Source organism: Nitrospirota bacterium, from assembly GCA_016214855.1.
Taxonomy (GTDB): domain Bacteria; phylum Nitrospirota; class Thermodesulfovibrionia; order Thermodesulfovibrionales; family UBA6898; genus UBA6898.
On sequence record JACRMT010000004.1, the window covers coordinates 811,138 to 825,489 of the forward strand.

Sequence of the window (14,352 nt, forward strand, 5' to 3'; positions counted from 1 at the left end):
CAGCATGATGAAAATACAATGCAGCACTTGTCATGCAGCCCTGATGAACCAGGCGCCGAAAAAGATGAGAAAAACTGCGCAGGCCGCCAACACGATCTTATATGCCTTTTCCCCCATGATCTTTCTCCCTTTTGCAGCAGCATAGGAGATAAGGCTGTACCAGACAAGGTCTGCAGCGATATGGCCGAGGAAGAACACAACAACACCGGCTATGCCGTATTTCATGGAACTCACCAGATAACCGAGACCGATCGTGGCCCACCAGATGACCCAGTACGGATTCGCAAGGCTTGCGACAATGCCGGTCAGAACAAGGTTCATCTCTTTTATGCCGCTCTCTGCCGACAGATCAAGCCTGACGCTGCGCAGGTCCTTCAGAATCATGATACCCATAAACACCAGCATACCGCCGCCGGCCAGACTGATCACATATCTCGTTGTTTCGTGTTTCAAAAAGGGCGAGAGGCCTGCCAGGATCAGCACAATGATCAGAATCTCAAGGATTGCATGGCCAAGGATCAGGAGAGGACCGGTGGATGCGCCCCGCCGGACTGACTCACTTACCGTGATCGTAAAGAGCGGTCCCGGCACCAGAGCTCCTGACAATGCGATCATGAATGAAGAAACCGCTATGACGGCAAGATTCATCCGTTCAAAGCCTTCTGGTATTCCGCCCAGAGATGCTCTTTGGTAACTCCGGCATCGATGAAGTCCCAGGGGAGGGGCTCAGCGAAATCCTTCTGACGGTAAATGAAGGAAGCGATATCGACATCTGCAGAACCTTTCTTTATGACATCGATATCATCAAGGGCAATGCGCTCTGCTACCCGGCCGACACGTCTGTCCCCCAGGGCGAAAAGTCCCTGCAGGTGCGCCTGTTTGGGTATATCATGGAGCACCTTGACGCCTTTTTCCCGGGCAAGTCCCTTCTTTATCATCTGAAGTTTTTCCTTGATGCTCTTCAGCGGCTCCATGGGATGCCACTGAAACGGCGTAAAGGGTTTCGGCACAAAGGTGCTGACGCTCAAACGGATCTGCCCTTTGCGCGTATTCCTGCGAATAGTCCTGACCAGATCCATCATGCCGTCAATATCTGCCATGGTCTCTGTCGGCAGACCGATCATAAAGTAGAGCCTCAGCGTCTCGACACCGCACTCCAGTATCTGTCTTGCGGTCTCAAGGATGTCCTCCTCGCCGATCTTTTTGTTGACCACATCCCTCAGGCGCTGCGTCCCGGCCTCAGGTGCAATGGATATGCTCCTGTGTCCCTTCATCAGCCGTACAAGTCTTGCACTCTTCGGACTTGCCCGCAATGAGGTGATAGAGAAGTCAACGCCCTCCATCTGCAGTATTTCTTCTGCATGCGGATAATCGGAAAGGGACGGCCCGATAAGGCCGATCTTCTGCGTTCGCTGAACTGCGGCCCTGATCTCTGCAGAAAGTTCTGCAAAGTCTTTCTTTCTCGGCGGGTTATAAATATGGCCTGCAACGCAAAAACGGCAGGACCAGGGGCAGCCCCGCATTGCCTCAAGGAGAAACATGTTAGAGAACTCAGCGTGGGGAGTCAGGATCGTTGACCTGAGAAAAGACCGCGCAATGTCCTTTATGGTCCTTTTGCATACGGTTTCCGGAGCATGATGAGACACATCCCTTCCCGTGATCTTTCCTGCCTCGTCATAACGCACAGTATAGAACTCCGGCAGATAAATGCCCTTGACTGCGGTCAGTTTCTCAAGAAGCTCTTCCCGCCCACCTGCTCCACGATAATGTGAAAGAAATTCTTCAAGCATCTCCTCTGCCTCGCCGACGAATATGACATCCATGAAATCGGCAAGCGGCTCAGGATTATAAAAAGCAGCTACGCCTCCCATGATCACCAGAGGATGATGCGACGACCGATCAGAACGCCGCAGAGGGATCCTTGCCATCTTCAGCATCTTTAGCAGGTTCGGGTAATCGTTCTCAAACGATACGGAAAATGCGATGATATCAAAGGCAGAAAGGGGTCTTTTTGACTCAAGGGAAAAGGGCTCAGAACCTGACTTCTGATATTCCTCCAGATCTTCCTTGTCAGGAAAAAAAATCCTCTCGCAGACGACATCACTCAAACTGTTGAAAAAGCCATAGATACCCTGAAATCCCAGACTCGACATGGCAACGGAATATGTGTTGGGGTAGCAAAGGCCAATATTTATCCTGCCGCCGGGATCCTTGAATATCACACCTTTTTCCTGTGATATCAATGAGTTTGCTTTATCTTTCAGCTTTCTGTTCATAATATGTTGCACATTCCCGCTGAATCATTATACTTGATTCATACATATGTTACTGAACTGACAATGGCATATTAATTGCAGAGATAATCACATATGCAACTTGTTATGGATGATAATGACTTTGCAGCGCTGAAAACGCTTATGGAAGATGAATTCGGACTTTCTCTTAAGGCGCATACCCGGGAGAGCTTTGCACGGAAGATAAAGCCCCGCCTTGAGGCCCTCCGGATGAGCTCCATGAAAGAGTATCTCCATTATCTCGCCAACGATCCGCTTTCGAAGATCGAGCTGCATGACCTGCCGAGCTTTGTGATGAACACCGAGAGCTATTTCCTGAGGGAATTTGCTCAGTTCGAGCTTTTTCTGGACCTTTACCGGCAGAAGAGGAAGAACAAGGTATTGCGATCAGACAAATCGCTTTCCATTCTTTCTGCCGGCTGTTCAGCAGGACAGGAGCCTTACAGCATAGCCATGCTGCTCAGAAACCAGCCTGAACCCCTGCATGGATGGGACGTCAGGATATTGGGACTCGATATTAACGTGCTGGCACTTGAAAAGGCCAGAAGTGGGGTCTACAGCGCATATTCCCTCCGCGGCTCCAACATCGACCTCATTGAGAAGTATTTCAAAAGAACCTATTCGGAGACCTGTGAAACACCGAAAGAATGTTTCAGACTGATGCCTGAGATCATCAGCAGCATTGAGTATATGCACGGCAACATCCTGCAGCCGTTGGTACTCAAGGGGATCAGCAACCTCGATTTTATTTTCTGCAGAAATCTGCTGATGTACATGTCAAAAAAGGCGGCAGACCAGATAGCACTCAGTTTATGGGAAGCGCTTGCTGATGACGGATATCTCTTTATCGGCCAGTCAGAGACCTTACGAAAGAGGGACGATCTTTTTGAGCCGATGAGTTTCCCGGGTGTGACCATTTACCGGAAGAACCGGTCGGCCGCAGCTGTCTGATCCGGGAAAAAGACCGTTGCAAAGTTCTACAGAAATATCAGAACTGACATCATGGCAACTGACCAGAGCACGTCTATCGGCAGATGATTTAGTGCCGTTGAATCGAACAGAAGGTCTGCCCTTGCTTCCCATTCATCATCAGCAAGCCAGAGGATGAGCGTAACCGGAATATGAGCAAACGGCAAGAGCTCGATCGCGACATCGCCGTATTCAACCGCCCTGCCCCCATGCAAGAGCCCCCGCTCCCTGAACGCCCTCCTGTCGTGAGCATATTTCTTTGCAATACTGTCCAGAGGAAGGACATGAGATCCGCGAAAGAAGATATCACCACCCGTCATGCCTGACGGCTTGACCAGCATGCCGGCAGGCCTCACATCAGAGGCCTTCACCATATACCAGAGCAGTGAAAGCACAAAAAAATAGCGCAGACGCGTCAGAAAGATCTCGCCCTCAGGCTCAAGATTCAGGATGATCTTCTTCTGGGGATCTACGGAAAACAGGGTACCAAAGGCCGGAAGATCGTATATCTTACTGCGATCGTTATACTGTGCACCGGTTCGTCTGCAGACATCATCAGGCAAAAGTCCTGCAAGGATCTCCCACGCCTTGTCCTCACCTGATATGATCTCAGCCATAGCTCATTATACGACAGAATCAGGGATCATGAACACGTTTTATATTCTGAGAAACAGATGAGCCTGAGGCGCCAGAATCAGGCGTTTGAAACAAAGTAAAGCCATGCGTGGTATTATTCAGACATGAAGATCGTCGCACAGAACAGGAAGGCTTTTCATGATTATTTCATAGAAGAGACCCTTGAGGCCGGGATGGTGCTGACCGGCACTGAGGTCAAGTCTCTTAGAGATGCAAAGGCCAACCTGATGGACAGCTATGTGCTGATCAAAGATAATGAGGTTTTCCTCTTCAATTGCCACATCAGTCCTTACACGCACGGCAATATCATGAACCATGATCCGGTAAGAACGCGCAAGCTCCTGCTCCACAAGAAAGAATTGGCGAAACTGCAGGCAAAGGCCGCCCAAAAGGGATATTCCGTCATACCGCTCAAGATCTACTTCAAGAATGGCCGTGCAAAGACAGAGATCGGGCTGGCCAAGGGCAAGAAGCAGTATGAGAAGCGGGAGACGATAAAGAAGAAAGAGGCTGACCGCGAGATCCAGCGAGCCATGCGATCGAGGAACAAGGACTGAGGGCAAAGATAAGGCTGAGGCAAGATCAAGGTCAAGATTAAGGTCGAGGTTTGGGTTCAAGGCCAAGGGCAAGCTTGTGCATGACTCGAGGTTTGGGTTCAAGGCCGAGGGCAAGCTTGTGCATGACCCGCTGTGTTATACTATATATGATCAAAGAGTTCAGTAACTCGACCTTGGCCTTAACCTGTTTTATACGGGGGCGAATGGTCTCGACGGGGGTTATGAGACTCATGTTGCATGTCGTGGCTCCATCCCCACGTAAAAAGATGGAACAAACACAAACGCCAATAACGAACTGGCACTCGCTGCTTAATTAAGCAGCACGCTCCTTTGGGATTGTCTGCGACCCTTAGACAGCGTCAATCAGCGGGCTGGCCTTCAGGTGCGCTCCCTGCCTGAAGGCGAGACGAAGGGAGATAGGGATTCAGGAAGCCTGTCAGCCGGCGAACTGGGTCCTGAAGCTGAAAATGACTGACTACACATGTAGAAGCATGAGAGTAGTACTTTCGGACGCGGGTTCGATTCCCGCCGCCTCCACCAGTAATAAAACCCTCTAATCTCGGCACCTTCAGCAAGGCTGTCCGTGCGGTGATGCAGGGATAGTTTTCCATCTCTCTGTCGCCTCTCTCTTCATTACAAACCAACCCTGAGCGCTGCCTTCAGCGTTTTTTTCAAGATGAATAAAAATCTGCAGATACTCGCTGTGGCGCAAAGTCTGAATATTGCAAAACCGCGTGGTTATATGGAAAATGTATAGTATTATGAAAAAGGGCTTATATATCACGCTAATCCTGTTGTGCGTATCGGCATCCGTTGCTGCCGAGCGGACGGCTGAGGTGCTCCTGAGGTTCAGCAGGCAGGATACTGTCATAAAGATCGTGCTCGAATCAGATGAAAACGTGATCCGTAATGCAAACATAACAGCCTCTGCAGCAGGCGTAAAGATTGATTTCATCTCTCCCTTTGACTTGAAGAAACCACAGGATTTCATGTTCGAGACTGCAAGAGACGCACACACACTGACGATCAAATTCAAAGATGTTACTGATGCAAAAACATATAAGCTCTCTTCGCCAGCAAGGATCGTCCTTGAGTTAAAGGTAAAGCCCCAGGACCCGGGGCAAAAGCAGCAGGGGCAGAATGAGCCGCAGAAACAGCAGAAAGATACCGGCACTGCACCTCAAAAGACCCTGCCTCCTTCACCGCAGCAGTCAACGCAAAAAGCAGCCGATGCCGGCAAGCCACAGGGACAGCCGCAATCAACACAGAAGTCGCCTGAGCCGGTCAAGACGCCGGACAGGGCACTTAAGTTCAGCACGCTCGTCATTGACCCCGGTCATGGAGGCTATGATTACGGTATAGATAAACAGGAGCTTAAGGAAAAAGAGATCAGCCTGAACATCGCCAAAGACCTTGCCGGCACGCTTCAGAAAAAAGGGCTTAAGGTTCTCCTGACGCGCAGGGTGGACCAGGCCCTTCCTCTTGGAGAGCGGATCAATATCAGCAACAGCAAGCCGCCAGACCTTTTCATTACGATCCATGCCACGCTGTCTGACAAGTTCGTCATCACAACGGCAACTGCTGACGAGGGTCCTGTTGATGCGGCGATCAGGCCCTACAAGCTCTCTGCCCGCCAAACCCGTCACCTTGACAAGAGCAGGGCCGCGGCAAAAGCCCTTGCTGAAGCCCTGAAGACGGAATTCAAGACCGAGACCATCGCGAGAGAGCTTCCGCTGCCGATCCTTACGTCTATCGATGCGGCCGCAGTTCTCATAGAATACCCCCTGGCCGGACAAAAGACCTATGATCAAAAGGAGCGTGACAGACTTATCAATGCCATAATAAAGGGGCTGGCCGGATATGAATAACAGGACTGTCTGGATAGTCCTGATCGTCGTCTTCTTCATGGTCGGCGCTGCAGGCAGCTACGTTTTCATGAGATATTTCGGACCCGCGCAAAACCAGCCTTTGCAGAACGAAGCTCAGACGGGGTCAGTTGAGGGGCAGGATCTTATGGTCATCAGACTCTTTTTGCCGATGAGCGGAAAGCTTGAGATGATTGAGAAGAAACTCCCGAAAAGGACTAAGAACATTGCCATTGCAGAGGCGGTGATCGAGGAATTTTTCAAGACACCGGCAAACGGCTCACCTGTTCCGCAGGGCGTGAAGGTGTTAGGTATATACCGGGATGCAGATCTGAATCTTTATCTTGATCTTTCTGATGAACTGAGAAGAAACTTCCAGGGCGATGCCCTCGCCGAGTTTCTTGTCCTGAAAGGCATGCATGACAGTCTGCTGGCAAATCTGCAGGATTTTCAGGATCTGAAGATCCTTGTTGAGGGAAAAGAGATCGAGTCCTTCGGCAGCCACGTTTACCTGAAGTATCCTCTGAAAAGCACCCTCCTCGGCGAACCAAGGGCAGAAGGCAAGCCTGCTCATGACTGAGAAACAGAGGCCGATCGGTATTTTTGATTCAGGGATCGGCGGCCTTACCGTATTAAAAGAGATATTCAGCAAGCTCCCGAACGAAAACACCATTTATCTCGGCGACACCGCGCGGGTCCCCTATGGTATCCGTTCGCCTGAGACGGTTACCCGCTATTCGTTCGAAAACACCAGATTCCTGTCATCAAAGGATGTAAAGATACTCGTCATTGCCTGCAACACTGCATCGTCTGTCAGTCTTGACGCTGTTCGCAGGAATTTTCCGGTTCCTGTGGTCGGCGTTATCGAGCCAGGAGCAAAGGCTGCCGTTGCAGCCACCGTAAAGAAAAAAATAGGCGTGATCGGCACAGATGCCACGGTCAGAAGCGGCTCGTACACCCGGGCGATCAAGGCGATCGATGCATCGATCGACGTGTTCGGCATTCCCTGCCCTCTGTTTGTTCCGCTTGTGGAGGAAGGCTGGATGGACGATCAGATAACAGAGATGATCGCTGAGCGTTATCTGTCTGATATGAAGAAAAAGGATATTGATACGCTGGTCTTGGGATGCACGCACTACCCGCTCCTGAAGCAGGTGCTTTCAAGGGTCATGGGAAACAGGGTGAGCCTGATCGACTCGGCGATCGAAACAGCTGATACGATCAGCGCTATTCTTGATGCTCAGGGGCTGCTGAACATGCAGGGGCAGCAGGTCAGGCATGAGTTCTATGTAACAGACTCTCCTCAGAAGTTTCTCTCTGTCGGGGAACGATTCCTCGGCAGGGCCATAGAGAACATTGAGAAGATACAACTTGAGATGGAGGTTTAGAGATGAGGCCTGACAACAGAAAGAACGACCAGCTGAGAAGCATTAAGATAACAAGAAATTTTATTGATACTGCCGAAGGTTCGGTATTGATCGAGCTGGGCAAGACAAGGGTCATCTGTACCGCATCGATCGAAGAGAGGGTTCCGCAGTTCCTGAAGGACAAGGGCACCGGCTGGGTGACCGCTGAATATGCCATGCTGCCGCGGGCAACGTCAACGAGGACAACGCGGGAGTCTTCGACCGGCCGAGTCGGCGGACGAACGCATGAGATCCAGCGTCTTATCGGCAGAGCGCTCCGTTCCGTTGTCAACCTTGGCGCAGTCGGCCAGAGATCGTTCTGGATAGACTGCGATGTTATCAGGGCTGATGGCGGCACCAGAACCGCTGCCATTACCGGCGCTTATGTATGCCTGCATGACGCGTTCACGTATGCGGTGAAGAAGGGCCTGATTGAAAAACATCCGATCAAAGACTCTCTGGCTGCCATTAGCGTCGGGGTGGTCAAAGGGCAGCCTGTTTTAGACCTTTGCTATGAGGAAGACTCTGCCGCAGATGTGGATATGAACATTGTTATGACAGGGAACGGCAATCTCGTCGAGGTCCAGGGCACCGCTGAAGGTTCACCTTTCTCTTTCCAGACCATGGAGCAATTGTTGGGTCTTGCAAAACAGGGCATCGGCACTCTCATCGCACTTCAGAATGACCTTCTGCGGTCAGAAGCCTTATCAGTGTCTCAGTAGAAGATTAACGCCGAAATAGTAATCCTTAAGTTACGGGTGCATCATAACTCTTAATGGTTACCCTGAAATACAACTATTGATCGGTTTTCACACCCATTTCTATGGCTGAAATTAAGTCTTCCCCTGTGGTAAAATATGCAGAATTTACGGAGGTGACTTTGAACGCTTACAGAAGTCTATTTATATGGCTCTTGATCGGCATCATGATCATACTGCTTTTTAATCTGCTTAATACGCCAAAGAAAACACAGGAAGAAATGATCTTTTCCGAGTTCACGACAAAACTTGAGGAAGGCCAGATGGAAGAGGTCGTCATCAAGGAAAGCGAGCGGCTGCTCACCGGCCGGCTGAAAGATGGGACGAAATTCAAGGTCTATTTCCCTGATGACCCTGAAGTATACAAGAGCCTCAGAGCCCTTAAAGTAAAAACTACGGTCAAACCTGCGGACCAAAGCCCATGGTATGTTAATTTTTTCTTCACCTGGGGGCCGATCATCTTCATAGCCGTTGTCTGGATCTTCTTCATGCGTCAGATGCAGAGCGGCGGCAACAAGGCAATGTCCTTTGGAAAATCGAAGGCAAGACTTGTTTCGGAAAAATCGGTAAAGATCACCTTCGCTGATGTTGCAGGCGTGGACGAGGCAAAGACCGAGGTCCAGGAGATCATCGACTTTCTGAAAGACCCGAACAAATTCACCAAACTGGGCGGAAAAATTCCCCGGGGCGTGCTGCTTGTCGGTTCTCCGGGAACAGGAAAGACCCTGCTGGCAAGGGCAATCGCCGGCGAAGCAGGCGTGCCGTTCTTCAGCATCAGCGGCTCTGATTTTGTCGAAATGTTCGTGGGTGTCGGCGCATCCCGCGTGCGCGATCTTTTTGAACAGGCAAAGAAAAGTGCCCCCTGCATCATCTTCATTGACGAGATCGATGCGGTCGGCAGGCACAGGGGTGCAGGTCTCGGCGGCGGCCACGACGAGCGGGAGCAGACGCTCAACCAGCTCCTCGTCGAAATGGACGGATTTGAAGGAAATGAGGGGATCATTATTATTGCGGCAACGAACAGGCCGGATGTGCTTGACCCTGCGCTGCTGAGACCGGGCAGGTTCGACCGCCAGGTTGTCGTGCCTCATCCTGATGTCAAGGGCAGACTTGAGATACTAAAGGTGCATACCCGGAAGATCCCGCTCAGCGAGAATGTCGATCTTGATAAAATTGCCCGGGGCACGCCCGGTTTCTCCGGCGCTGATCTTGCCAATCTCGTAAATGAGGCTGCCTTACTCGCTGCCCGGGTATCCAAGACAACGGTTGAGAATGATGATTTTGAGGCGGCGAAAGACAAGGTCCTGATGGGCGTCGAAAGAAAAAGCATGATCATCAGCGATGAGGAGAAGAAAAATACTGCCTATCACGAGGCAGGTCATGCGCTGGTGGCTAAGCTCACGCCGGGGACCGATCCAGTGCATAAGGTAAGTATCATTCCCCGCGGCCGTGCGCTTGGCATTACTCAGCAGCTGCCCATGGATGACAAATATACCTATTCGAAGGATTATCTTATGAAGAGGCTCTATGTGCTGCTGGGCGGCAGGGCTGCTGAAGAGATCATGCTGAACCAGATGACGACCGGCGCAGGCAATGACATCGAACGGGCCACTGACCTGGCGCGCAAAATGGTGACCTCGTGGGGCATGAGCGAAAAACTCGGCCCGGTCACCTTCGGCAAGAAAGAAGAGCATATCTTCCTCGGCAGGGAGATGGGCCAGCATAAGGATTACAGCGAAAAGACAGCTGTTGATATCGATGATGAGGTAAGGCGTTTCGTGTCAGAGGCCTATGTGGTTGCAAAAGGACTCCTTGAAAAAAATGTCGATATCCTTGAGGCCTTTGCCAGGAAGCTCCTCGAAATAGAGACGATGGACGGCCCTGATATTGATGCCATGATTGCGTTGGTCCACAAGCCGAAAGAGTCTCAGGCTGCTGAATGCGGAGACACGAGCTGCACCGGTCTGGCCTGACAGCACGATCAAGACGTTTATGAACGGCGGGACTGGTTCCCGCCGTTCTTTTTTGAAACATGTCCTATAATGACGCTTACTAAAAATTTCACGCGCATGAAGACATTTAATTTTAAAATCCCTCCTTTCCTCCCTTTGTTAAAGGGAGGGGAAATACCCCTCTTTGACAAAGAGGGGCAAGGGGAGATTTTATGAAACTTTCCTGGTTGCGCTATGACCTGGACCTCTCGAGTAAAACCCATGTCATGGGCATTCTCAATATTACGCCTGATTCGTTCTCGGACGGCGGCCTTCACCTTGATGCGTCTGCAGCCGTAGAACAGGGGATCAGAATGGTCAATAATGGTGCTGACATTCTGGATATCGGCGGAGAATCAACACGGCCCGGCGCTGAGCCGGTGTCCCTTGAAGAAGAGCTCAGACGCACCATACCGGTCATCAAGGAACTCGCAAAGAAAGTAACAGTGCCCATTTCGATCGACACGTACAAAGCCGAGGTTGCCCGACAGGCCCTTGCTGCAGGCGCCTCGATCGTCAATGATATCAGCGGACTGAGATTCGATCCTGAAATGCCGAAGGTCATCGCTCACTATAGAGTCCCGGTAGTCATCATGCATATCAAGGGACGGCCGAGAGAGATGCAGCAAAACCCCGTGTATGATGCCCTGATCCCGGAGATCATGGACTACTTCAGGATCAGTATACGGCTGGCGAGAAAATTCGGGATCCCTGACGAACTGATGATCCTCGATCCCGGGATCGGCTTTGGCAAGACCTTTGACCATAACCTCGAGATCCTGAACAATCTCGAGCAGTTCACCCTTCTTGAAAAACCGCTCCTCGTCGGCCCTTCCCGCAAGGCTTTTCTGGGCAAACTTCTCGGCGGCGTCCCTGCCTCAGACAGGCTCGAGGGCACAGCAGCATCAGTTGCTGTTGCGATCATGAAAGGCGCCAATATCATCCGTGTGCATGATGTAAAGGAAATGGCAAGGGTGGCAAAGGTCGTTGATGCGATCAAAAGGGAAAAGGCTGCGTGAAACACTCTGCTGAAGAAATTGAGAGATGCCTTGCCCTGCTCGAAGATCTTACGAACGATTCGGGACAGCTTGCCAGGCTGCCGGAAAGGCAAAGGATCTCACTCATGAAAGCGGCAGGGGAGCTATCCCGCCCTGACAGAGCTGAAGCAAAGAAGAGAAATAAGGCTGTCAAGAAGCTACAGGGCCTGACCAGGCTCGAAAAAGACCGGCGCGCCAGGAATACGACTGGCATCCGTAATGCGCGAACTGACGAGGTATATACTGCACCCGCTGAGATCGAATTCAATCCTGAGGGAGCCTCTGCAAAAAGCGAGGAGCTGAATTCACCGCGCAACTGCTATGTCTGTAAGGAAGAGTTTACGACACTGCACTTTTTTTATGACACCATGTGCAGGAAATGCGGCGACCTGAATTATCGGAAACGCTTTCAGACAGCTCCTCTCCATGGGAAGGTCGCATTGATCACCGGTTCACGCCTTAAAATAGGTTATCAGGCAGCTCTGATGATGCTGCGTGCCGGCGCTACCGTGATAGCAACAACCAGATTTCCTGTTGATGCGGCAAGCAGGTATTCCCGGGAGGAAGGATACGCCGCGTGGGGAGACCGGCTGCATATACATGGTCTTGACCTGAGGCATATTCCGAGCGTTGAAATATTTTCGAGCTATATAGAAGAGCACTATGGCAGGCTTGATCTATTGATCAATAATGCGGCCCAGACCGTAAGAAGGCCCGCAGGTTTTTATGCGCATCTTATGGAAAATGAAAATAAAGGACTGAATGCTCTCTCTAAGGAGGCTTCAAAACTTCTTGCTGACCATGAACACTGCAAAAATCAGATCAGAACCCTTTACAAGGATCACGACGGCCAGAGCGCATCACTTCCGGTCTCTTGGCATAATCAGAACCCCGGGATAGGACTGCGTGAGTCTGCGCGGTTATCGCAGGTCCCGTACAGCCACGATAATACCCTCTCGTCTGAAAAACTGTTTCCGCCAGGAAGGCTGGATGCTGATCTTCAGCAGGTGGATATGCGCAGGACGAACAGCTGGCGTCTGCGTCTGGGCGAAATACCGACAGCAGAAATGCTCGAAGTGCAGTTAGTGAATTCTGTGGCACCGTTTGTCTTATGCAACAGATTGGCAGATCTTATGAGGCGTGATCATACCGGGCAGAAGCATATTGTGAATGTGACCGCCATGGAAGGCAAGTTCTTCAGATTCAGGAAAGATCCACGCCATCCCCATACGAATATGGCCAAAGCAGCCCTGAATATGCTGACGCACACATCAGCGGAGGATCTTGCCAGGGACGGCATCTATATGAATGCAGTCGATACCGGATGGGTGACGGACGAAGATCCTCTTGAGCTCTCGCAATGGAAACAGAGGGTTCATGATTTCCAGCCGCCCCTGGATATTGTCGATGGAGCCGCCCGGGTCTGCGATCCCTTCTTTGACGGGATATTGACCGGCAAGCACTGGTCCGGCAAATTTCTGAAAGATTATTTCCCTATCGATTGGTAGAGAGAAGCGTTCTATCTGCCCGCAAGGGAATGGCAGCAACAAGTCAACTAATTCAACAACGTCCCTGAAGTGTTGGGTCATTCACTTCCTCGGGTGTTCTTTGCGGTAATCCGAAGGAAGCTGCTTCAGACCGCCCTTGCCCCAGATGCCGCGTTTATTCTCCCGCGCGATCACCTGGGCAGATGCCAGGCGGTCACTGTGCTTCACATTCGGTGGAAGAGTAAAAAGCACTGCATGCCCATTGCGAAGCATTTCCTCGTTGATCAGCTTATTGTCACGGCTCCAGAGATAGGCAAGGACCCGGGCGTATTTGTCCCGTTTCTCAACATCATATTCGATGCGTGCCTGCCAGCCGGATGCTGAGATCAGTTCTTCCAGGAATTTCTTCGAACGCTTTCCCCAAGGCTTCTGGCTCAGCTCGGGCGCATCAATGCCGATCAATCTGATCTGCTCTTTCCTGCCGCGAACATTTGCCTCGACCGAATCGCCGTCAAGGATCTTTTCAATGTATACAGCGTTGTTTTCATCACGCTTCTTCGCCTCCGCAGCATTCTCTGCCAGCCATCCATAAAGCAGGGCACTCAATGCAAGAAGCGCTATCGAAAAGACCTTTACCTGTTTCCTTGTCATGCTGTTAGTATAATTCTTTCATGGAATAAATAAGAATCGCCGGAGACCCGGATGATCTGAAGGTTACAGGGTGGAAAACAGCCCACCCTGTAACACCTGAACGCAATGGCTCATTACTGCTGTCCGCATCTGCCCATTTTTCCGCAGCCCGCATTGGCCTGCTGGTTAGCGCAAGGTCCATTGCCATTGCAGCCCATTCCCTGGCCACGGCCCTGACCCATATTACAGTTGGCACCCTGCTGGTTCCCGCAGGCTCCTGGACCTCCGGCCATACCGAATTCAGCCGCTTTCGCCTGGATCTTTGCACGAAGAGCATCAATATCGCTCTCCAGAGCATCGATCTTGGCCTGATCAGCGCCTGACCTGTAAAGTTCCATCAGCCCGAACCTTTTGTCATGCATCTCTTTTCTCAGATCCTTTGTTGCATCAAAGAACTGTTTTTGCTCAGCCGAGATAGTTCCTGTATTCTGGCCCATACCCCACGGACGCGCAAAAGCTACTGCAGCTAAAAGCAATACACTTAATCCCACAAGTACGAATAACATCTTTTTCATCCTGATTCACCTCCTTTCGCATATAGTATTAATTGCAGATACAGCTTATCTTATAATTATGAATCAATTATGAAAGGGCTATTATTGACGATTGATGTGGGCGGAATGCTGACCGCAAATAAGGGGGAATATTGTAAAGCAGATCTG

The 14,352-nt window shown here is 50.9% G+C and carries 14 protein-coding genes and 1 other RNA gene; 10 read left to right on the top strand and 5 right to left on the bottom strand.

The annotated features are described in order from the left end of the window. Positions 1-30: 30 nt before the first annotated feature. Complete coding sequence (locus tag HZB62_06100; GenBank protein MBI5074723.1) at positions 31-648, bottom strand: LysE family transporter; 618 nt, start codon at positions 646-648, stop codon at positions 31-33. Beyond that, the gene (locus HZB62_06105; protein MBI5074724.1) at positions 645-2,276 is read right to left on the bottom strand and encodes a radical SAM protein; all 1,632 of its coding nucleotides are present in this window, start codon (positions 2,274-2,276) and stop codon (positions 645-647) included. Before HZB62_06105 ends, HZB62_06100 begins: the two co-directional genes overlap by 4 nt. A 93-nt stretch (positions 2,277-2,369) precedes the next feature. Between HZB62_06105 and HZB62_06110 the strand changes: the two genes are divergently transcribed. Continuing rightward, a complete protein-coding gene (locus tag HZB62_06110; protein MBI5074725.1) occupies positions 2,370-3,245 on the top strand; it encodes a protein-glutamate O-methyltransferase CheR in 876 nt (291 codons plus the stop codon). Between the two features lie 26 nt (positions 3,246-3,271). Here the strand turns inward: HZB62_06110 and HZB62_06115 are convergent, their stop codons facing one another. Then, positions 3,272-3,880, bottom strand: coding sequence for a DUF3786 domain-containing protein (locus HZB62_06115; GenBank protein ID MBI5074726.1), 609 nt, complete (start codon positions 3,878-3,880; stop codon positions 3,272-3,274). Positions 3,881-4,003: 123 nt separating this feature from the next. Between HZB62_06115 and smpB the strand changes: the two genes are divergently transcribed. The 9 genes from smpB (at position 4,004) to HZB62_06160 (ending at position 13,021) form a co-directional block, all read left to right on the top strand. Next, positions 4,004-4,456: an SsrA-binding protein SmpB gene (gene smpB / locus HZB62_06120; protein ID MBI5074727.1), complete on the top strand. Its 453-nt coding sequence runs from the start codon at positions 4,004-4,006 to the stop codon at positions 4,454-4,456. 195 nt (positions 4,457-4,651) lie between these two features. After that, positions 4,652-4,996, top strand: a transfer-messenger RNA (tmRNA) gene (ssrA, locus tag HZB62_06125). Between the two features lie 221 nt (positions 4,997-5,217). After that, the gene (locus tag HZB62_06130) at positions 5,218-6,324 is read left to right on the top strand and encodes an N-acetylmuramoyl-L-alanine amidase (GenBank protein MBI5074728.1); all 1,107 of its coding nucleotides are present in this window, start codon (positions 5,218-5,220) and stop codon (positions 6,322-6,324) included. Continuing rightward, positions 6,317-6,901, top strand: a complete 585-nt coding sequence (locus tag HZB62_06135; GenBank protein ID MBI5074729.1) for a GerMN domain-containing protein — start codon at positions 6,317-6,319, stop codon at positions 6,899-6,901. The genes HZB62_06130 and HZB62_06135 overlap by 8 nt, the downstream gene beginning before the upstream one ends. Beyond that, positions 6,894-7,709, top strand: coding sequence for a glutamate racemase (locus HZB62_06140; GenBank protein ID MBI5074730.1), 816 nt, complete (start codon positions 6,894-6,896; stop codon positions 7,707-7,709). Before HZB62_06135 ends, HZB62_06140 begins: the two co-directional genes overlap by 8 nt. A gap of 2 nt (positions 7,710-7,711) precedes the next feature. Continuing rightward, positions 7,712-8,449, top strand: coding sequence for a ribonuclease PH (gene rph / locus HZB62_06145; protein MBI5074731.1), 738 nt, complete (start codon positions 7,712-7,714; stop codon positions 8,447-8,449). 101 nt (positions 8,450-8,550) lie between these two features. Then, positions 8,551-10,458 (top strand): ATP-dependent metallopeptidase FtsH/Yme1/Tma family protein, encoded by a 1,908-nt coding sequence (locus HZB62_06150; protein ID MBI5074732.1) that lies wholly within the window; start codon positions 8,551-8,553, stop codon positions 10,456-10,458. A gap of 191 nt (positions 10,459-10,649) precedes the next feature. Further along, positions 10,650-11,495, top strand: a complete 846-nt coding sequence (gene folP, locus HZB62_06155; GenBank protein MBI5074733.1) for a dihydropteroate synthase — start codon at positions 10,650-10,652, stop codon at positions 11,493-11,495. Beyond that, entirely contained in the window at positions 11,492-13,021 is a 1,530-nt protein-coding gene (locus tag HZB62_06160; protein ID MBI5074734.1) for an SDR family oxidoreductase, read from the top strand. Before folP ends, HZB62_06160 begins: the two co-directional genes overlap by 4 nt. Positions 13,022-13,102: 81 nt before the next feature. Here HZB62_06160 and HZB62_06165 read toward each other — a convergent pair whose 3' ends face one another. Together HZB62_06165 and HZB62_06170 are read right to left on the bottom strand one after the other, a co-directional pair. Beyond that, positions 13,103-13,651, bottom strand: a complete 549-nt coding sequence (locus HZB62_06165) for a thermonuclease family protein (GenBank protein ID MBI5074735.1) — start codon at positions 13,649-13,651, stop codon at positions 13,103-13,105. 113 nt (positions 13,652-13,764) lie between these two features. Then, positions 13,765-14,205 (bottom strand): hypothetical protein, encoded by a 441-nt coding sequence (locus tag HZB62_06170; protein MBI5074736.1) that lies wholly within the window; start codon positions 14,203-14,205, stop codon positions 13,765-13,767. Positions 14,206-14,352 lie beyond the last annotated feature (147 nt).